The sequence below is a fragment of the Carboxylicivirga mesophila genome (assembly GCF_018271975.1).
In the GTDB taxonomy this organism is placed as follows: domain Bacteria; phylum Bacteroidota; class Bacteroidia; order Bacteroidales; family Marinilabiliaceae; genus Carboxylicivirga; species Carboxylicivirga mesophila.
Map to the genome: position 1 here is coordinate 98955 of NZ_JAGUCN010000014.1, position 19855 is coordinate 118809.

General features: G+C 42.2%; 17 protein-coding genes. 6 read left to right on the forward strand and 11 right to left on the reverse strand.

From position 1 onward, the window contains the following. Window positions 1-14: 14 nt before the first annotated feature. A complete protein-coding gene (locus tag KEM09_RS13030) occupies window positions 15-644 on the reverse strand; it encodes a trimeric intracellular cation channel family protein (RefSeq protein WP_212228926.1) in 630 nt (209 codons plus the stop codon). Between the two features lie 5 nt (window positions 645-649). Further along, a complete protein-coding gene (locus tag KEM09_RS13035) occupies window positions 650-1255 on the reverse strand; it encodes an HAD family hydrolase (RefSeq protein ID WP_212228928.1) in 606 nt (201 codons plus the stop codon). A gap of 146 nt (window positions 1256-1401) precedes the next feature. Here KEM09_RS13035 and KEM09_RS13040 point away from each other — a divergent pair, with 146 nt between their 5' ends. Both KEM09_RS13040 and KEM09_RS13045 read left to right on the forward strand, forming a co-directional pair. Further along, window positions 1402-2229: a mechanosensitive ion channel family protein gene (locus KEM09_RS13040; RefSeq protein ID WP_212228930.1), complete on the forward strand. Its 828-nt coding sequence runs from the start codon at window positions 1402-1404 to the stop codon at window positions 2227-2229. A gap of 58 nt (window positions 2230-2287) precedes the next feature. Then, entirely contained in the window at window positions 2288-3175 is an 888-nt protein-coding gene (locus KEM09_RS13045) for a DUF3078 domain-containing protein (RefSeq protein ID WP_212228932.1), read from the forward strand. Window positions 3176-3225: 50 nt separating this feature from the next. On the opposite strand, the gene KEM09_RS13050 is transcribed toward KEM09_RS13045, so the two are convergent. Continuing rightward, window positions 3226-3435, reverse strand: a complete 210-nt coding sequence (locus KEM09_RS13050; RefSeq protein ID WP_212189363.1) for a DUF3820 family protein — start codon at window positions 3433-3435, stop codon at window positions 3226-3228. Between the two features lie 184 nt (window positions 3436-3619). Between KEM09_RS13050 and KEM09_RS13055 the strand changes: the two genes are divergently transcribed. Both KEM09_RS13055 and KEM09_RS13060 read left to right on the forward strand, forming a co-directional pair. Beyond that, window positions 3620-6037 (forward strand): S9 family peptidase, encoded by a 2418-nt coding sequence (locus KEM09_RS13055; RefSeq protein ID WP_212228934.1) that lies wholly within the window; start codon window positions 3620-3622, stop codon window positions 6035-6037. A gap of 56 nt (window positions 6038-6093) precedes the next feature. Continuing rightward, the gene (locus tag KEM09_RS13060) at window positions 6094-6846 is read left to right on the forward strand and encodes a creatininase family protein (protein WP_212228936.1); all 753 of its coding nucleotides are present in this window, start codon (window positions 6094-6096) and stop codon (window positions 6844-6846) included. 80 nt (window positions 6847-6926) lie between these two features. Here KEM09_RS13060 and KEM09_RS13065 read toward each other — a convergent pair whose 3' ends face one another. Together KEM09_RS13065 and KEM09_RS13070 are read right to left on the reverse strand one after the other, a co-directional pair. After that, complete coding sequence (locus KEM09_RS13065; protein WP_212228937.1) at window positions 6927-7976, reverse strand: nucleoid-associated protein; 1050 nt, start codon at window positions 7974-7976, stop codon at window positions 6927-6929. Window positions 7977-8127: 151 nt separating this feature from the next. Beyond that, complete coding sequence (locus tag KEM09_RS13070; protein WP_212228939.1) at window positions 8128-8454, reverse strand: hypothetical protein; 327 nt, start codon at window positions 8452-8454, stop codon at window positions 8128-8130. A 190-nt stretch (window positions 8455-8644) separates the two neighbouring features. Between KEM09_RS13070 and KEM09_RS13075 the strand changes: the two genes are divergently transcribed. Both KEM09_RS13075 and KEM09_RS13080 read left to right on the forward strand, forming a co-directional pair. Then, window positions 8645-11644, forward strand: a complete 3000-nt coding sequence (locus tag KEM09_RS13075; protein WP_212228941.1) for a TolB family protein — start codon at window positions 8645-8647, stop codon at window positions 11642-11644. A 172-nt stretch (window positions 11645-11816) separates the two neighbouring features. Then, entirely contained in the window at window positions 11817-13103 is a 1287-nt protein-coding gene (locus KEM09_RS13080) for a metallophosphoesterase (protein WP_244824991.1), read from the forward strand. A 173-nt stretch (window positions 13104-13276) separates the two neighbouring features. Here the strand turns inward: KEM09_RS13080 and KEM09_RS13085 are convergent, their stop codons facing one another. From KEM09_RS13085 to KEM09_RS13110, 6 genes are all read right to left on the reverse strand, one after another. Beyond that, complete coding sequence (locus tag KEM09_RS13085) at window positions 13277-13693, reverse strand: VOC family protein (RefSeq protein WP_212228943.1); 417 nt, start codon at window positions 13691-13693, stop codon at window positions 13277-13279. A 52-nt stretch (window positions 13694-13745) separates the two neighbouring features. Then, a complete protein-coding gene (locus KEM09_RS13090) occupies window positions 13746-14609 on the reverse strand; it encodes a patatin-like phospholipase family protein (protein WP_212228945.1) in 864 nt (287 codons plus the stop codon). Between the two features lie 5 nt (window positions 14610-14614). Further along, window positions 14615-15889 (reverse strand): hypothetical protein, encoded by a 1275-nt coding sequence (locus KEM09_RS13095; protein WP_212228947.1) that lies wholly within the window; start codon window positions 15887-15889, stop codon window positions 14615-14617. A gap of 135 nt (window positions 15890-16024) precedes the next feature. Further along, the gene (locus KEM09_RS13100) at window positions 16025-16711 is read right to left on the reverse strand and encodes a hypothetical protein (RefSeq protein WP_244824993.1); all 687 of its coding nucleotides are present in this window, start codon (window positions 16709-16711) and stop codon (window positions 16025-16027) included. Between the two features lie 6 nt (window positions 16712-16717). Then, complete coding sequence (locus KEM09_RS13105; RefSeq protein WP_212228949.1) at window positions 16718-17527, reverse strand: metallophosphoesterase family protein; 810 nt, start codon at window positions 17525-17527, stop codon at window positions 16718-16720. A 339-nt stretch (window positions 17528-17866) separates the two neighbouring features. Then, on the reverse strand, window positions 17867-19777 hold the full coding sequence (locus tag KEM09_RS13110) for a pyruvate carboxylase subunit B (protein WP_212228951.1): 1911 nt from the start codon (window positions 19775-19777) through the stop codon (window positions 17867-17869). Window positions 19778-19855: the final 78 nt, after the last annotated feature.

A 19855-nucleotide genomic window follows, 5' to 3' on the forward strand; every position in this document is an offset into this window, starting at 1 on the left:
CAAATAGGCGATTGTTACTCCTTTTCGCTTAACGAGATATGCGGCATGGTAATATTGTATTTAACCGCCCACAATCGTATCCCAATAATGCTTAATACAGTTACACTCTCACAAATCACTTCAGGCACATGCAAATAGTAGATTATCAGGAAAATAATGGCACCTGTAATACAGGCTGTGGCATATATTTCCTTGTGAAAGATGAGGGGTACTTCATTGGTTAAAGTATCGCGGATAATACCTCCCACCACAGCCGATGAAAGCCCCATTATAACAGCAATAGGTGCCGAAATACCAAATGCCAAAGCTTTCTCGAGGCCTAATACCGTGAATACACCAATACCGATGGTATCAAACAGAAACAAGGTATTACGTAGCCTGATTACATGCTTTTTAAACAGGATGGTGATTAATATACCGGCCAGTATGACAAAGAAATAATTATTGGATTGAATCCATGAAACAGGCAAATTCCCCAACATTATATCCCTGACTGTACCTCCACCGATGGCGGTTACAAAACCAATAAATATAGCTCCAAAAATATCCAGGCGCTTTTGAGCAGCTGTAAGCGTTCCACTAATGGCAAACACCATCGTGCCAATGTAGTCGAACAAAAGCAATAAATCGAATGACTGTACCATGGCCATTAACGATAATAAGGTTTAACATCAATTACATGCATACCTGCTGCCACAGCCGCATCCATGCCTAAATGACCATCTTCAAATACCATACACTCAGCAGGGTTAACTTTAATGGCTTCGGCAGCTTTTAAAAAAGTATCAGGATGTGGCTTGTAATTATCCACATCATCTGATGTTATAACTGCTTCAAAGTGATTAATAATTCCACTATTGCTCAGTAAACGCATGGCTCGCTCGCGGCTGGCACCGGTACCAACAGCCATGGGAAGTAAGCCTTCATATCGTTTGACCACATCATATACCGCTTCAACAATTTCCACATTGTGTAAATTCTGTTCAACCAGGTTCTCTTTATTTTGCACCAACTCCTCGGGGGCAATGTCCATGCCAAAGGTGTCAATCAAATCTTTGCCTAATTCCACCACCGGTCGCCCTGTCAATCCAATAAAGTACTCATATTCAAAATCAACCCCAAATGGCTGACAAGCCGCCAACCACGCTTTATAATGAATTGGTGTACTGTTTAAGAGGGTACCGTCCATATCAAAAATCAACCCTTTAATATGTTGCGGTATAACTATTTGATTTAATGCTTTATTATCACTCATGGCTTGTTTTGCTTAGTGGCGCGAAAATAAACATTATGAATGTAAAAATACATTTCGAAACGCTAACATTTTCTAACTTTGGCAGAACATTAGCAGAGCTAAAATGTTTAACCAGCGACTTTAATAGTAAACTTAACTTATAGATTATGGAAGAATTAGGGATTAATGGATTTGACTGGAAACCCATTTATGACTGGGTAATAGCCAATGGTATCAGGCTTCTGGCCGCTATTCTGATTGCCGTCATCGGCCTTTGGATCATCAATAAAATTGTCAAAGGTTTTAAAAAGCTACTGGCCGCCAGGGGTGTAGATGAAACACTTGTTCCATTTATCATTAGCCTTACATCAGTGACCTTAAAGGTACTGCTGTTCATCAGCGTCATTAGCTACCTGGGTATTCAAATGACCTCATTTATAGCCATATTGGGTGCAGCAGGTTTGGCAGTAGGTATGGCACTATCGGGCACCTTGCAAAATTTTGCCGGAGGCGTCATCCTCCTTATTCTTAAGCCTTTTAAAGTGGGCGACTTTATTGAGGCACAAGGCCATACTGGACTTGTTAAGGAAATACAGATATTCAACACCATCCTTACAACACCTGACAACAAAGTGGTGATCATACCAAACGGAGGCTTATCAACCGGGGCCATGACTAACTATTCTAAAGAAGAAACCCGCCGTGTGGATTTTGTATTTGGCATTGGCTATGATGATGACATTGATAAAGCTCGCAATATCATTATTGAGGTAGCCAGCAAACAAGAGTTGATAATGAAAGATCCTGCCATATTTGTTGGTGTGCTGGAACATGGTGATAGCTCTATTAATCTGGTGACACGCGTTTGGTCCAAAACAAGCGACTACTGGACAGTCTATTTCTACATGATGGAATTTGTAAAGAAAGAGTTTGACAAACAAGGCATCAGCATCCCATTCCCGCAAAGAGATGTGCACTTGTTCAACGAAAAATAATTATTAACCCATACAAAGCTCTGTTAACCGGCAGAGCTTTCTACTTATTAATCAATTTATGAAGAAAGCATTAGGCATTAGCCTGTTATTTATGGCGCTAACGGCCGTTGGTCAAACCGCTGAAAACGACACCATCAAACACTGGAAAATAGGTGGCACACCCTCATTTACCTTCAACCAGGTTTCGTTAACCAACTGGGCAGCCGGTGGTAAAAACTCGGTTGCAGGTACTTTTTTACTCAACTCGTATTTTAATTACAGCAAAAACAAAATCAAGTGGGATAATACCATTGACATGGGCTACGGTTTAACCAAGCAAGGTACCGATAACATGGTTAAAACAGAGGATAAACTCTACCTGACATCTAAACTGGGCTACCAGGCCGATGGCAGTAAGTGGTATTACACGGCTTTAATGGATTTCAAAACGCAATTTGATGTGGGTTACAGCGATCCGCCGGAGAATACCACCAAACTATCGGAATTTATGGCTCCTGCTTACCTCAACTTATCGCTGGGTATGGATTACAAGCCCAATGATAATTTCTCGGTGTACCTATCGCCACTAACCAGTAAGATGACGGTTGTACTGGACGACTCGTTATCCAACGCCGGTGCTTTTGGTGTGAAGGAAGGTGAAAATTTGCGCAGTGAATTTGGTGCATCAGCTAAATTGCTGGCCAAAAAAGCCAACATTGTGAAAAACGTGGATGTGAGCACCCGTTTGGATTTATTCTCCAATCTGAAACGACCACAAAACATTGACGTAGACTGGGAGCTGGCTTTTAACATGAAGGTTAATTCATTTTTAAGTGCTGTAGCTACCTTCAACCTCATCTACGATGATGATATTAAGTATGTAAATGCTGCCAAAGAAGAAGAGGGACCGCGCGTGCAGTTCAAACAACTCTTTGGTTTTGGTATAAGTTATAAGTTCGGACAATAGGCCTGACTAATCGGAGAGAAGCCTTGGTTAGATTGCTAATCAAGGCTTTTTTATTTCCTTAAGGGCTTTAGCAGGTATTCCAATCCGTTAAGCTTAATCTCATAGAGGGTGTGCAACAACATGCCCAGCTTTCCTTCGGGAAAGCCCTTGCTATGGTACCAAACCAGGTACGGTTCGGGTAAATCGCATAATATCCAACCTTTATATTTACCATATGGCATGCGCATGGTAGTTAACAGCAGCAGTAATTTTGAATCCATCTTAGAGGTTTATAGCTGCGAAAGTACATTTTTCAGATGATTCTATTCCATCAAATGGCAATTTAAGCGCTTTTCAATTACTTGAGTTGTACAGTAAAATATTAAACATTAACTTTTCTACTTTTTAAAACAACTAAATTAAATCTACACCCACTAATGGGGTCTAAACAAAAACTAAATGCAAATGAAACACCTATTGTTACTTTTAACCGGCATACTGCTGTGTGGCCTGACAGTAAGCGCACAAATCGACCTGACTTACCAGGAACCTTCTGAAGAAATTCTGCAACTGGCGGATGTACCCCTACCTCCCGGCACTTCCATAAACGACGATGGCTCAGTCATTGTTCTTTTCTATCGCAATCAATACAAAAGCATCGGTGAATTATCGGAGCAGGAAATAAAACTGGCAGGCATCCGCACCAATCCTGTGACCAACATTTCATCACGCACCAGGTTTTCCAACACTGTTAAGCTGCAGAAAAAGAAAGAAGGCATTTTGGAAGTAAAAGGCATGCCTCAAAATGCCCGGTTAGCTAATTTCTCCTGGTCGCCTGATCAAAGCAAAATGGCATTTACAAACACAGTAAGCAATGGTACCGAGCTATGGTACATTGATATTGCCACCAGCACGGCACATAAACTCACCGAAGCGAACCTGAACGGCAACCTGGGTATGCCTTTCATCTGGATGAAAGATAACAGTGCTCTGATTGTAAAAACAATACCTGCCAACAGAGGTCAGCTGGTTGATAAAGGAACTGCCATTCCACAAGGTCCTGTTGTATCAGTTAATGAAGGCCAAAAAGCTCAGAACCGTACTTATCAGGACCTACTGAAAGATAAGCTGGATGAGGAGAACTTTATCAAACTGGCAGAATCGGACCTTAAAAAAGTGAGCCTCAACGGCCAACAGGCTGACTGGGCCCCAAAGGCCATTTATCGCAGCATCAATTTCTCACCGGACGGCAACTATGCCATTATATCTATCATTAAGCAACCTTTTTCATACATAGTACCTTATCGCCGGTTTCCAACCGACTATGTTTTAGCCAGTAAGGATGGCAAAAAGCTCCAAACCATTGAAAAGGTACCACTCATTGAAGAACTACCCAAAGGTTTTATGGCCGAACGGACTGGTAAACGTAGCATCACCTGGCGCAATGACAAACCTGCCACCATGGTTTGGACGGAAGTATTAGATAAAGGAGATCCGGAAGTAGAGGCTGAATACCGCGATGAGGTATTTGAATGGCCGGCTCCTTTTACCGAGGAACCAACTTCATTATTAAAAACCATTAATCGCTTTGCCGGTATCACGTGGGGAAGCGATAATGTAGCCATGGCCTACGACTACTGGTGGAATACACGCAATACAAAAACTTACCTGTTTAATCCATCTGATGCCAGCAAGCAGCCAGCAGTGCTTTACGATCGTAACTATCAGGATCGCTATAATGACCCAGGTGACTTTATTACTGAGCGTAATGAATACAACCGCGAAATATTGGTGATGGATAAGGGTAATGTTTACCTCGAAGGCGATGGCTTTTCGAAAGAAGGTCAGAATCCTTTCATTGATATGATGAACCTGAACACTAAAAAAACCACTCGTTTGTACCAGGCTGAAAACAAGGACAAGCTGGAAACCATCTCGAAGATTATTAATATTCGAAAAGGCGAAATCATAACACGTGTTCAATCGCCTACAGACTACCCAAATTATTATGCCCGCAATATTAAATCGCGTAAGGCACCACGCCCGGTAACGCAATTCGAGAACCCGTTTAAAAGCCTGGAAGGCGTGCACAAGGAGTTAGTAAAATATACACGTGAAGATGGTTTACCACTTTCGGGCACCTTATACCTACCCGCTGGTTATGACATGAGCAACAAAGAGCGTCTGCCACTCATCATGTGGGCCTACCCAACTGAATATAAAGACAAACAAAGTGCCGGTCAGGTTACAACCTCAGCCAATGAATTTATCTATCCCTGGTATGGTTCGCCAGTATTTTGGGTGATGAAAGGCTATGCCGTGCTGGATGATGCCTCCTTCCCTATTGTTGGTGAAGGTGAAGAAGAGCCTAATGACACCTTCATTCCGCAATTGGTAGCCAATGCCAAAGCCGCCATCGATTACCTGGATGAACAAGGCTATATCGACCGCGAGCGAGTAGCTGTGGGTGGCCATTCGTATGGCGCTTTTATGACAGCCAACCTGCTAACTCATTCAGATCTGTTTGCGGCAGGCATAGCACGCAGCGGCGCCTACAACCGCACGCTTACGCCTTTTGGTTTTCAGAGTGAAGAACGCAACTATTGGGAGGCTCCAGATATTTACAACACCATGTCACCATTTATGAATGCCAGCAAAATGAAGCATCCACTCCTATTGATTCATGGTGTGGAAGACAATAACTCTGGCACCTACACCATGCAAAGTGAACGTTATTTTAATGCGCTTAAAGGCTTGGGAGCCACCGTTCGTTTAGTGCTGCTGCCATCCGAAAGCCATGGCTATCGTGCCCGCGAATCGGTATTACACATGTTATGGGAGCAAGATCAATGGCTTGAAAAGTATGTAAAAAACAAACAATAGATTATCTTAAGAGCTGCTTTTAATAAAAGTAGCTCTTAATTTTTAAAACCAGACATATGCAACTATCGCAGCTTAATCTTCAGGACATAAAGAAGCACCGCTTTGACTTGGCAATACTGCCCTGGGGTGCCACCGAGGCGCATAACTTTCATTTGCCATATGGTACAGACAACTATCAGAATGGTGTGATTATTAACCAATCGGCACAACTGGCCAACGAACAAGGAGCCAAAGTCCTCGTCTTACCCGAAATACCATTTGGAGTTAATACAGGACAGACCGATATCCCTTATGTCATTAACATGCTTCCCTCAACACAACAAGCCATATTGAAAGATGTGGCCACATCGGTGTTTAAGCAATGTGATAAGCTACTGATTTTTAACGGACATGGAGGCAATGATTTCAAGACCATGATACGCGAGCTGGGGCTGCAGTTTCCAAGCAAGAAACTGGTAACCTGCAATTGGTTTCAGGCCCTGGATGCAGACAAGTACTTTGCTCATGCCGGCGACCATGCCGACGAAACTGAAACTAGCTTGATGCAATACCTCTACCCTGAGTTAGTTCGCCCGTTAAGCGAAGCCGGCAATGGCCAAAACAAGCTGTTTAAGGTGAATGCGCTCAATCAGAAATGGGCATGGGCCGAGCGCGAATGGACTAAAGTGAGTAACGATACAGGTGTGGGTAACCCGTCTAAATCAACCGCTGAAAAAGGCGAACGTTTTTTCAATGATCTTTGCCAGGTGATTAGCCAGTTTCTGATAGATCTGGCCAAAACATCAGTGGATGATTTTTATGGGTATTAAATCACATACAACTCTTTTGAACGCAATTCAATTGTAAAAGAAATAAGCTATCAGCCATCAGCTAATAGCTTATTTTATTATTATTCTTCGTATTCAAAATAAAGCTTGTAGAACTTCAGCCCACGTTGAGAGTCAAATCCTTTTTCCATGTACTGGCGCTTTCCGTGCACATACACATGGAAGTTCTTATCGAGTTTCAGTACCGATTTAAAATGCTTCTTCTCCGACTTAACGGCATCTTTGGAGATATCAAAACTATCCTGCAGAGGCATGCTCTTTTCCGATTCAAAAAAGGTTTTATAATCCTGAAAAGCATCCACTACTTCGGGTTGACGAATCACTTCCTTTTCAAACTCTTTCTCATCAAAAGCAGCATGTTTACTAAAATAATCCATCGAACGGTTGAGTAAATCTACCTGATCGGGACGCTCCACTTCGTTTTCCTCATTAAACACCTCATCCACAAAACCTTTGCACATTTGCAGGTAATTATTGGTGAAGTAGTAGTTATCCTCACGCGGCTTTAAACCCAGGAAGTCATCTTTCCAGAAATGTGCCTCGTTGCCTTTATTGATATTGTCAACTGAGCAAATTTTGTAGCCCATACTCTTTTCGGTATTAAATACCAGGCAGCCCTTATCCAGTCTTTTAATATTAATTCCCTCTTGCGCACCTAACTCAAAGTTATTATCGCGCAGCATCACCTTTAAGAAGGTATCTTTATTCTCAGATTTAAAAATACCAAGCGCGTCTACTATCTCGCCATCCACCACACAATTATTAAATAAAACCATGTAGAATTCACCCCCTTTTATCTTTGGGTGATTGGATTGCTCATACAGATGATTGGCGATGGCAATTGAGTTATCGTAAAACGAGGCAGGATTATTAAAAATGGTATCCACAAGGCCAAACATCAGGTTTTGTTCTACTCCATCGTCGTGATGAAAATTGAAATAAGCCTCTGTCTTAAAAGGTTTAAAGAAGTATTGCTTTAGTACATCAATCACCATCTCATCATCGTGCAGCTGCAACTCACCTTTTGAAAAACGTAGCTCCTCGGCTTCAGCGCGGCAGCCAATATGATGCACTACAATGTGTTGAATGGTTGTTTGTGTAAAGTCAATCATCTTCCTTAAATTTATTCGTTTCGATTATTTCGGCTCACGAAAATAGTATTTTTCAGAGTTATTCTTGGTTGATTATTTGATTTTAAACTCAAAAAAAACAGCTGCAATAACTCAAATTATTGCAGCTGTAACCGTCCATGAAAAGTTAACCTCAACTAAGTCTGCAGTGCTTTGCATACCACGAAACCGGATGCTCGGCACCTGCAATTAGTTCTTGTAAAATCTTCTTGTCATCCCACTGGCTTTCAAAGCTACAGGATTGATCCAATGCTTTTGTTAATAACAGCCACTCCTCAACCATTAGCTGATTGAGCTGCCCTTCAAACTCTTTCATAATCTTCAGACAGCAAGTGTCAATCATGTGAATTTTAGGTTCTTCCCGTTGTAAAGAACTACGCGTAGTGTACAAATGATCATCGATGCGAATGAATTCATTTTCGTCTAACATAGCGGTGAATGTGAAACTGACTTGTGACATGGTAAACCTCCTTTTAGTTTAGGTACAAGCAAATTACGACATCAATGCAATGAAGTAAAGACAGATAGGATTAATTAAAGCAATTTATCTTCATTCTAAATAGATAAAATTGTCGTTAATTAAAGAATGATATTCAATATAGAAAAGCCCTACAGATTTTCTTCTTACTTTTATACACAAAGAATCTAACATGCGTCATATATTTTCACTCCTTATACTCTTACTTTTTGCCACTCATCTCAAAGCCCAGTATTATAGCTCGGGGGCTGACCCTGCCAATGTCAAATGGCGACAGCTGCGCTCCGAATCATTCAGAGTTGTTTACCCAGAGGAGTTTGAGCAGGAAGCCAAGCGCTTTATTGCCATCATGGACTCGCTATATACCTACGGTGGTTATACTTTAGATCATACACCCAAACCAATTGATGTGCTGATTCACTCGCGTTCGGCCTACTCCAATGGCTTCGTATCCTGGGCCCCCAAACGCATCGAAATTTACTCAACCCCTCACCAGGATATGATTGCTCAGGACTGGTTGACTCAACTGGCTATTCATGAATTCAGGCACGTAGTACAAATCGATAAGCTGAACAAAGGCTTTACCAAGGTTTTGACAATTCCCTTTGGCCAGCAAGCCATTGGTGCAGTGCTTGGCTTATATGCTCCCCTATGGTTTTTAGAAGGAGATGCTACACTTACTGAAACTACCTTATCTGAGTCGGGCCGTGGACGTCGTCCTTCATTCGAACAGGAGTTACGGGCGCAGTTGCTTGAAAAAGAGATTTATCATTACGATAAAGCTTATTTTGGTTCCTATAAAAACTATGTGCCCAATCATTACAACATGGGCTACCTGCTAACTGCCGGTGCACGCCATAAGTACGGCGCCGACGTGTGGGAACGGGCTTTGGATGAAGCAGGACGTAAAAGCTGGTCGGTAACGCCTTTTAACCGGGGGATAAAATCAGTGACCGGCAAAAACAAAGTTCCGCTTTACAATGAGGTGTTTAGTGATTGGCAGAATAGGTGGCAATGGCAGTTTGATAGCCTTAACTACTCACCTGTTCGTTATATTAGCAAAAGGGATACGCGCTACAAAAACTACCGCTACCCCACTCCCATTGACAGTATGCACCTGCTGGCCGAAATCAATGGACCCGGCGAGTTAAATCATTTTGCCAGAATTAATATCGAAACAGGCGAAGAGGAGAAACTACTGATAACAGGCAGTCGAGAAAGGGAGCCATTCTCTTATGCCAATAACCTAATTGCCTGGACCGAGCTGGAGCAGCATCCAAGGTGGAATAATCAGTATTTTACCGTCATTCGCACCCTGGATTTAAGCACCAACAAACAAACCAAAATCACCTCTCAATCGCGCTACAAGGCACCAACCCTGTCGCCCGATGGCAGTACCATTGCCGTGGTTCATACTTCGTATAGCAATGAATACAGCCTTCATCTGCTAGATACAAAGACTGGCAATCTTATTAGAGAGATAAAAAACCCTGATGATGCCTACCCATTAACACCAGCCTGGAATGAGAGCGGCAACCAACTGGTGATGGTTATACTCAATAGTAAAGGTAAAAAGTTAGTGACGCTATCGCTTGATGATGAGCAATGGACTGACATCACTCAGCCCGCTTATACTGAAATACGATTCCCGAAATGGAAAGGCCAGCACATCTATTTCAGTGGTTCATATAATGGCATCGAAAACATCTATCGTATTGGTATCAATGGTGAAAACCTCGAAAAACTAACTGAGTCGAGATTTGGTGCTGCTTACGCAACTATTGATAGTGATAATACCATCTACTTCCAGGACTATACATCGGATGGTTACCTCATTGCTTCGGCACCACTCAAGCAACTGCAGCCAAGCAGCGAAACAGCTCAACAACTACCGGTTGAACCCTATATCAAGAAGCTCCAGCAGGATGAAAAGGGTTTGCCACAGCTCGATTCGCTTAAGACCAGCCATTATCAATCTAAGAAATACTCTAAATGGAACCTGTTTAATTTCCACAGCTGGGCACCTTTATATATGAATGTGAATGATGCCGAACTATCAACAGGTGCCAGTATTCTGTCGCAAAACCTGTTGGGCACCACCTTTACCTCCTTTGGCTACAATGCCGATAAACAGTTTTCGCGTGAGAAGTTCAGGTTTAACCTGTCTTATCAGGCCTGGTGGCCGGTTTTTGAGCTAGATATCCGACTGGGTAATGAAGCCGTTGAGGGCATGTACCTGAATGATGTTGAATACTACATCAATAGCTTTGATGCCAAGCCTAATCATGCCCTAATCGATTTGGAGATGAAGCTGCCGCTTAACTTCACAAGAGGTAAATACCTAAGACGTGTAGAACCATCCCTTGGAATGTCGTACCAACATTCGGCTGATTTTGATTACACACGTTACTACCTGGAATTGGATGATAATGGCGAACCCGTTGTGGAAGACGGCAAATATGTGGTGGATTACACTGAGCAACGCAACTACCAGGGCATTGACATTAAATCGGTTGATTACAGCCTGTTTGCCTATAACCTGCTACGCACAACCCAACGTGATGTGGCTACCCGCTGGGGGCAAGTCATTGAGTTAAATTATAGGCACACACCAATGGATGGTTGGAACTACGGAAGCATTCTAGGCTTGCATACCCGCTTATATTTTCCGGGTATCGGGCGTCACCATGCCATCCGAATCGACAATGGCTGGCAACAAAAAACGAAGGGTGATGCCAATGGGCAAATGGGCAATTACAATAGCTACCGGATGTATAGCGACTATCTGAACTTCCCGCGTGGCATTGACCGCTTCTACAACGATGAACTATACTCTTTCAAGGGCGATTATATGATGCCGGTACTCAATCCCGATTTAAACATACCGGGGGTACTATACCTGAAGCGGATCACCGCCAACCTGTTCTATGATTATGCCCATGCTACGCAACGCTTGCAAATGGCTGAAACCGCTCAATGGATAACACAGACGGCATCAGTCAGTTCGTTCGGAACCGAGATACGAGGTGAGTTGCACCCCTTCCGGTTTGTATTCCCCATCACCGTAGGTTACCGTTATGCGCACCTACCCGATACAAGTAATAACCATCACGAATTTTTACTATCCATGGGCTTGTCGGGCTTAGTGGTAGGTAAGCAAGCTAACAGATGAAAATAACAACACACAGTCACCTACTGCAGAGCCATTTACAAGCTCTCAAAGCCTATAAAAAAACTTAAAATTTGTTTATAAACAGTTGATATATCAAACCTTTAATATATTCTTGCGTAACAAAACACCGGGACCAGGAGAATTAATCTGAATAGTAACGAATAGTTGACAGATGAGATACAGTTTGGAAGCGTATGTGGGGTTTATCATTTTTACTGTTCTAATAGACTTTTTACTTCATCGTTTAGTACACAATGATGACGAGAAACAGATTGGTCATTTTGCATTTCCATTAGGCACTTTCTGGTTTTACAGCGTACCCACTTTCTTCATCATGTCATTTTCGGGCATTTTCGCAACCATTAAAACAGTTGAAAGTCCGCAAATATATGTCACCTTTCAGTGGTTGCTGGTGGCTTATCTATCCATCTATTTACCGAAACTCTTTTATTATCTTGGCTATCAAATCACACATAGCGCCATCAGGGTAAAAAGTAAATTCTCCAGCGATGGTAAGATCAAGAAGATGAACGACGGGCGTTATCCCACTATATCACGTAAGAAATTCTTAAGCCAGGTGGGTATTTTTATGGCTTCTGCACCTTTCATATCTCTTATGTTTGGAGTCATGAAAGGACGCTTCGCTTTTAGCAAACGCTATACAAAATTGTCATTCCCCAACCTGCCTGAAGCATTTGATGGATTAAAGATTGTTCAGATATCGGACCTGCATCTGGGCAGTTTGAATGCCAACTACAAAGAGATGGAGGAAGCCGTGCGCTTAATCAATGATGAGCATCCCGATTTAGTATGTTTCACAGGCGACCTGGTGAATAACTTTTACGAAGAAACCATTGGTTGGGAGAAGGTATTCTCAAAGCTACAAGCCCGCATGGGCAAGTTCTCCATACTTGGCAACCACGATTATGGCGATTACTCTAAGTGGCCATCTCAACAGGATAAAACAGATAACCTGAATAATATCAAAGGAGCGCATATGCGCCTGGGCTTTAACCTGCTCAATAATCAGTCGCAGGTACTTGAAAGTAATGGGGACAAGATAGTGATAACCGGTGTTGAAAACTGGGGTCACCCGCCGTTTCCACAGTATGGCGATTTAAAGAAAGCCTCGAAGGGTGTAGAGGATATTCCGTTTAAGCTGCTACTTTCGCACGACCCGGACCATTGGGATGCCGAAGTAAAAAAAGACTACGATTACGACCTGACGCTGGCCGGCCACACGCACGGCATGCAATTCGGCATTGAGTTTAAGAATTTTCAGTGGAGCCCGGCCAAATACAAATTCCGTCGATGGGCCGGTTTATATAACGAGGGCAACCAATACCTCTATGTCAATCGCGGATTGGGCTACCTGGGAATGCCTGCCCGTGTTGGAATGCCACCAGAGATTACCATTATTGAGCTCACTCGCGGGCCATTAGGTACTGAGCCAATGTAATTCTTTTGTGGAGTTGCTTAATTGTGACCGTGTTGAAAAGTTTAAAAGTTGATTGTTTATTACGAAAGCAATACAACCGGAAAATTCCTCTAGTATTCTGCACAGTAGGATTCAATAATTTCTCAACTCCTCTACTTTCAACTCTAAACTCAGCTCAGGCAACTCAAAACCCATTACGATGTTTCCTCTTCATTCATTTGTGTAAACACCTCATCAACCGGCTCCCACAATTCAATTTTATTATTCTCCGGATCGAGGATATGCACAAACTTGCCGTAGTCGTAGGTCTCAATCTCATCGCAAATTGTCACACCGGCTTGCCTTAGTTCTTCCACCAATGCTTCAATATTCTCCACTCTGAAATTGACCATAAAAGGCTTTGCCGAAGGCTCAAAGTACTTAGTATCTTCCTCCATGGGACTCCATTGCAGATAGGCTTTCTTTTCAGGCTTATCCGCCTCTCTGAACTCAAACAGTGCACCATATTCGTTGGTGGCTAAACCCAGATTTTGGCTATACCATGCCCGCATATCTGCCGGACTTTTACACTTGAAAAAAATACCCCCTACTCCTGTTACCTTCTTACTCATAGCTTATTAATTAAAGTTTGAGTAAAAAGATAATGAGAAACTCCCTTAAAGTCTAATGATTAAGCCATTGTTGCAGGGCATCAAACTGTTGAAGCATATATTCATACCCTACCTGATAAAGGACATCCAGCTTTTGCGGATTATTTTCAATGCGTGACACGGGCATTGGCTCCTGTGGTCGGATGATAAACACCCGGCCTTCCTTCTCAAGCCGGTCCAGCTCATCGAGGGTGTGGTTATACCGCTCAGCTCTTGATAAGATAGCCTCCACTAGATTCGGGTAGTTTCGGTAAGCCATTCTCATCAACCACTGCCCTTTTGGCGGATGCTTACGATAATCATTATCGCGGGTGAGCACCACTACGGCACGTTCATTACCATCCTTAAGCGCTCGTGCAATGGGAATGGAGTCAGCCAATCCGCCATCCATATACGATTGCTCATTAAGCCGGGCTATCTTCGATACAAAAGGCAGGCTCGATGAAGCGGTAATAGCAGCAAGCAACTGCTGACGGTTCATGGTTTTTGTTGACAAATACTCTGCTTTGCCACTTAATACGTTAGTGACACCGACCATAAACTCGGTAGATGTATTAAAAAAAGTAGTATAATCAAAAGGCACCAATCTGTTTGGCACCTCACCATACACAAAATCCCAATCAAACAGGTTGCCTTTTTTGAGTAGATTACCCCAACTCATATAGCGAGGATCGGCCGTATATTTCAGATTTACCTCCTTATTACGCCCAAATTGTTTGGACACATACGAAATGCCATAGGCAGCCCCAGCTGATACACCAATCACATACGGAAATTCTATTCGACTGGCCAACAAGGCATCCAGCACACCAGATGTATACATACCCCTGAAGCCGCCACCTTCAAGCACCAATGCCGTTTTGCTTAAATTAGTCATTTGCACTAGTACCTGAGGCCTTTTATTACCGGACGCGACACAGGACCGGTCATCTCCAATATAATAGCATCACCATTACGTGGTAATGATTGCATGGTCATTAATTCAAAGGTAGATAAGCCATTTTGAATTCCAGGGGCCAGGTTGCTGACGATCAGTGTCGCTGATTCGATCTGCGATGCACCTGGAGCCTCAGAGCTGACATTTACTTTGGCATTGAGATCAATATCCATGAAGGATGACTGTAGCTCAGAATCGGTAATGGTTAGCCAATCATTAGCTAATACAGAGTTGATGGCCAGTTTGCCCACTGTAATTTTATCCATCTTCAGGCCTAACAGGGCTGTTTGCGCCTCCAGCTGGGCTCGCTTAGTCCCGGCGTATTCTACACTTAAGTTTTCGAGCAGAATATGACTCGATTGTGATTGAACGCTAGGGGTACTGCCACTATAATCAACCACAGCATCCGATTTGATTGATAGTTTATCTAACGAGAATTTTCCATTGGTTGTAGCATCGCCCCAGGTCATACCATTTTGTTTCAGCTTTAAATTAAATGATGACTCAGCTTTCTTAGCCTTGGCATTGGTGAGCCCCTCGCCCACGTAGTTTAGCACACCGCTGGACTGGCAATCGAGCCAATCGGCATCCAGGTTAAATTTAACCAGCTTTAATTGCGACTGCAGGGGCTGTAACTCACATTCAATACTCAGCTCATTAAACTGATTAACATCCTTAATTTGTTCAGGGTTAAAACCCAAAGCATGCAACCAGGGCGTCTGCCCCAGTGTAACATCTTTGGCCTGCACCCGCAAACGTTGATTAACCGATGGAAAGGCCGTTTGAATGGTTTGTATATCTGCTTTATTGATAGCTCCGTTAAAATCAATAAATAAATGCCCCAACAACAGCTCTCCACCTGCCTCATCAATACCAACACGCAGGTTATCAACCTTTAGTTTTAGGGCCTTTAGTTCATCTACTTTCTTTCCGTTCAGCAGACGAATGGCTTCGTTGTAAGGCATATCCAGCACCACCTTTTCGCCTTGAGCCAGCTCCTGACCTTCCACAGTGGTTACCTGCAGCCCCTTCAATTGAAGTTTTGATAATAATGGGTTGACTTTAACATGGTCAAACTTAACCACTAGCCTGTCGTTCACACTCTTTGATAGTAGCAGTATCCTGTCTTCAATCTTTTTAGATAAAATATTGCCATACACCCAATTGCCGGTAAAAACAAGGATAAGCAGTGCTATCAGAATCAGCAGCTTCTTCATCATAAGTAATACGTTAAGCATTAGAAAGTTTTAAAATTAGAAAAAAGCCATTGTAATCAATGAGATATCACAATTGATTTACATATCCCCCTTATTTTTTAACCATGATTAACGTTTAACCGCCACTTCAGTCCCTATTTAGTTAATATACACCGTAAGGCCTAAGGCCAAAGTTAGTGCCATATGAGGTTTAACGTACTGGGTTCTGATAGCTTCCAGCAGATAAGCATCTAAGGCAGATAATTCGGCATATACGCCCATCCCTTTTATCTGCTTATTTGGCTTCAGATTAACATATAATTCGCCACCTACAAAGGGTGCAGAATGCACTTTATTCTGAAAATAGTATTCATCCGGATAGTATTCGGGCAATGAACGAAAGGTATTGTTAGTGTTGCCCCAGTTGATGGACAAGCCAGCATAAGGTCTAAAGTATTTCAACAAAGGCTGGCGGCTTAGGTAAAAACTGTTTTTAACCGATACACTCAGAACCCGGTTTTGGCTGCCTCCAAAACTCTCACTCAGATAGCCAACAAATAATACTGGTTGATAGGTTGGAGATACTTCATAGCCAAAGCCCGCTGACATAAAGCCTATACCCCCGGCATACTGCAGTTTATATTGAGATGGGATGTACCATAAACGGTCTTTGTCATTATGCTCTTTTTCATGATTTGCTGCATTGGTAACGGGTGCATCACTAACTGCATCGCCACGCCTCACTGCCTTATTCAGTTGCTCTTGCGATTCGGCAAAAAAAGCATGAAGCAGCAACATACCAATCAGTATTGCTCGGTCTGCAACATGTCTCAAGATAGATTCCATATCGTTTTAATAGTTTAATCGTTCCACCTGCACTGCTTCTGCGTGAATATCAAGAATGATTAACTCCTGCTTATCGGGAGATGGTACCGTCATATAATTCACCTCACCATAGGGCTGTTTCCACTTATAGTGATGATCATGCCCATGCACCGACAGCGAAATGTGGTTTTCTTCAAGAATATAATTGTAATACAACTCATTCCCCATTGAAAACTGGTCGTCCCATGGAGCAATATGAGCAAATGGAATTACATGCTTATAACTCCCATCGTTTTTTAAAGCATTGTTAAACCATGTAAAATCAGGGTCAGCAATGTGTTTCTCCCAGATGATATCATCAAAAATGACAAACTTAACATCGCGGTATTCAAAATAGAAGTTGGATTCGCCAAACATATCGGTGTAGATACTATAACCATTACCCAAACAATCATGATTGCCAATAATGGTTATAACAGGCACATTCAGCTTATTCATAATATCGCTGTACCATTCAAACTCGCGGCTATTGGCACTTAGTGTGACATCTCCCAGGTGGATCACAAAATCAATATCGGTAAAGGAATTGATAAACTTCACCTGCTTTTCAAATTCATCGTAGTAGGTATGCGTATCGGCTATCAACGCCACTTTAAATGGTTCAAAAACCTCATTAGCAGCGGGCAGTAAAGCATTGTAATTACTAATGTTCTGATTCTTCCACTTTTTAGGAACAATGTTCTGATAAGGGCTGTACTCTATTACCTCTTCGCATGAGGATGTAAATAAACTTACCAGAATAGCAGTAAAAATTGCAAAAGGGCTTGATGTTTTCATTAGTTTTCAGCTAAGGCTTTCTTGATTGATGACTGTCAAAACAAAACTAAGCCCTTAAAAAAGATTCCAGAATTAAAAGAGTATGAGCTTCAGTTTTTGCCGGATGAAACGAATTTGCCAAGGAATGAAGTTTTGGGATAAATACTGCCTGCATAGTTGTCTTTGTCATATTGTAAAATTTGAACGACAAATATATATTTTTATTTATATATTTTCATATATACATTGTTATATATTTTAATTATGTGACAGCTCCTCAATTATATGGTAAAAAAGCAATAAAAAAGGCAGACCTTACGGCCTGCCTGATTTTTGGAGTATATTGTATTTCGAAGTTGCTTAAGCCTCTTTTGGTTCAATCACCATCAGGACATCTCCTTTAGCAACAGAATCACCAGAATCAAATTTGATTTCTGTAACCACGCCGTCAACAGCAGCATCAAGGTTATTCATCATCTTCATGGCTTCAAGTACAACCACTGTTTCACCAGCTTTTACTTCTTCGCCAACTTTCTTCTTGAACTCGACAATCATACCAGGAATTGGCGCTAATAAGCTACCTGTAGCTTCTACTTCTTTAGCACCACCTTTAGCTCGACGAGCACGAGGAGCTGCAGCACCTGCTGCATTTGGATCATTGATTTCAACAGTGAATACTTCACCATCAACCTTAACTTCCAACTCACGGGTAGCACCGCCGTTACCCTTAGAAGTTAATTCGCCTGATAATGCCTTACGCACCAACTCTTCTTCTTTCTCAACCTGCTCCATTGTCTTCGCCTGGAACTCAGCTGGAACTTCCTCCTTACCGTATTTCCACTTCAGGAAGCGCTTACCTGTTACAGGGTATAAAGCACACAAAACTTCATCGTCGATGTCCTGGGTAAAGTCCTTGAACTCCTCTTTCACGGCATCCATTTCAGGCTCTAATATTGAACCAGGACGAACTGTGATTGGCTCCTCACCACGTGGGTAATCTTTCAAGGCCTTTTTCTGAACTTCAGGATTGATAGGATCAGTAGTTTTACCATACAGTCCGTAACAAAGATCTTTTACCTCTTTAGTAATCTGAGCATACTCACCTTCGTATGAGTCAAACAATACATTGTTTACTGTTTGTACACCCACAATTTGAGAAGTAGGCGTTACCAAAGGAATGTTACCTAAGTCTTTACGAACTTTTGGTAATAAACGGAATACTTCAGGTAATTTATCCAAAGCGTTCATGGCCTTCAACTGGTTCACCAGGTTAGACAACATACCGCCCGGCGTTTGGTGAAGCAATACATTGATATCAGTAGTTGCATACTTAGGATTGTTATCCAGGTGCTTGTACTTAGGTATGTATTTCTCCATCTCATCAGCAATAGCTGTAATTTTGTTGATGTCCATACCTGAATCACGGTTAGTTCCTAACAACGACATGATCAATGGCTCAACAGCTGCATGTGATGTACGGTAAGCATAAGGCCCGATACAAGTATCAACAATATCAACACCTGCCTCAATAGCTTTGAAGATAGCTAAGTCAGCCATACCAGAGGTAAAGTGTGTATGCAGGTTCAATGGAATATCAGTGAACTTCTTGATCTCACGAATCAGGTTATAGATATCGTAAGGCGCAATTAAACCAGCCATATCTTTGATACAGATAGAATCAACACCAAACTCTACTAAGTCTTTTACTTTGTTGATGTAGTAATCCATGTTATACACATCACCACCCAAACGAGGTTGATTAAGCGTGTAACATACTACACCCTGGAAATGCTTACCATTGTCTTTAATTACCTGAGCTGCCGTTTCGAAGTTACGGTAGTCGTTCAAGGCATCAAAACAACGGAAGATATCCATACCGTTATCAATTGAACGCTGAACGAACGCTTTTACCACATCATCAGCATAGTTACGGTAACCTACCACGTTCTGACCGCGAAGCAACATTGAAAACGGTGTTTTTGGCATGTGCTTCTTCAAGGTACGCAAACGCTCCCATGGATCTTCAGCTAAGAAACGGTGCATTGTATCAAAAGTTGCACCACCCCATGTTTCAACAGCGTTATAACCTGCGTTGTCGATCATTTCAGCAACAGGCAACATATCTTCGGTACGTCCGCGGGTTGCAAATAACGACTGGTGGCCGTCGCGTAAACTTACATCATTAATCTTAATTGGATTAGCTGCTTTTGGACGATCAGCTCCATACTCTAGTGGAGCCATCTCCAAGACTCCGTGTTTATCGTAATTCATTTGTTTCTTTGTTAATTGTTGATGATTAAAGAAAAGCTGTCAGAATCTAGCTTCTATAGGCTAGTGACTCCTTTCTAA

What these genes read in the sequence shown, in the direction of transcription:
- KEM09_RS13105 (WP_212228949.1), bottom strand. Translation starts at nt 17,527, where the DNA reads ATGAAAACATCAAGCCCTTTTGCAATTTTTACTGCTATTCTGGTAAGT.
- KEM09_RS13090 (WP_212228945.1), bottom strand. Translation starts at nt 14,609, where the DNA reads ATGACTAATTTAAGCAAAACGGCATTGGTGCTTGAAGGTGGCGGCTTC.
- KEM09_RS13095 (WP_212228947.1), bottom strand. Translation starts at nt 15,889, where the DNA reads ATGATGAAGAAGCTGCTGATTCTGATAGCACTGCTTATCCTTGTTTTT.
- KEM09_RS13080 (WP_244824991.1), top strand. Translation starts at nt 11,817, where the DNA reads ATGAGATACAGTTTGGAAGCGTATGTGGGGTTTATCATTTTTACTGTT.
- KEM09_RS13070 (WP_212228939.1), bottom strand. Translation starts at nt 8,454, where the DNA reads ATGTCACAAGTCAGTTTCACATTCACCGCTATGTTAGACGAAAATGAA.
- KEM09_RS13055 (WP_212228934.1), top strand. Translation starts at nt 3,620, where the DNA reads ATGAAACACCTATTGTTACTTTTAACCGGCATACTGCTGTGTGGCCTG.
- KEM09_RS13040 (WP_212228930.1), top strand. Translation starts at nt 1,402, where the DNA reads ATGGAAGAATTAGGGATTAATGGATTTGACTGGAAACCCATTTATGAC.
- KEM09_RS13110 (WP_212228951.1), bottom strand. Translation starts at nt 19,777, where the DNA reads ATGAATTACGATAAACACGGAGTCTTGGAGATGGCTCCACTAGAGTAT.
- KEM09_RS13030 (WP_212228926.1), bottom strand. Translation starts at nt 644, where the DNA reads ATGGTACAGTCATTCGATTTATTGCTTTTGTTCGACTACATTGGCACG.
- KEM09_RS13075 (WP_212228941.1), top strand. Translation starts at nt 8,645, where the DNA reads ATGCGTCATATATTTTCACTCCTTATACTCTTACTTTTTGCCACTCAT.
- KEM09_RS13045 (WP_212228932.1), top strand. Translation starts at nt 2,288, where the DNA reads ATGAAGAAAGCATTAGGCATTAGCCTGTTATTTATGGCGCTAACGGCC.
- KEM09_RS13085 (WP_212228943.1), bottom strand. Translation starts at nt 13,693, where the DNA reads ATGAGTAAGAAGGTAACAGGAGTAGGGGGTATTTTTTTCAAGTGTAAA.
- KEM09_RS13035 (WP_212228928.1), bottom strand. Translation starts at nt 1,255, where the DNA reads ATGAGTGATAATAAAGCATTAAATCAAATAGTTATACCGCAACATATT.
- KEM09_RS13060 (WP_212228936.1), top strand. Translation starts at nt 6,094, where the DNA reads ATGCAACTATCGCAGCTTAATCTTCAGGACATAAAGAAGCACCGCTTT.
- KEM09_RS13050 (WP_212189363.1), bottom strand. Translation starts at nt 3,435, where the DNA reads ATGGATTCAAAATTACTGCTGCTGTTAACTACCATGCGCATGCCATAT.
- KEM09_RS13065 (WP_212228937.1), bottom strand. Translation starts at nt 7,976, where the DNA reads ATGATTGACTTTACACAAACAACCATTCAACACATTGTAGTGCATCAT.
- KEM09_RS13100 (WP_244824993.1), bottom strand. Translation starts at nt 16,711, where the DNA reads ATGGAATCTATCTTGAGACATGTTGCAGACCGAGCAATACTGATTGGT.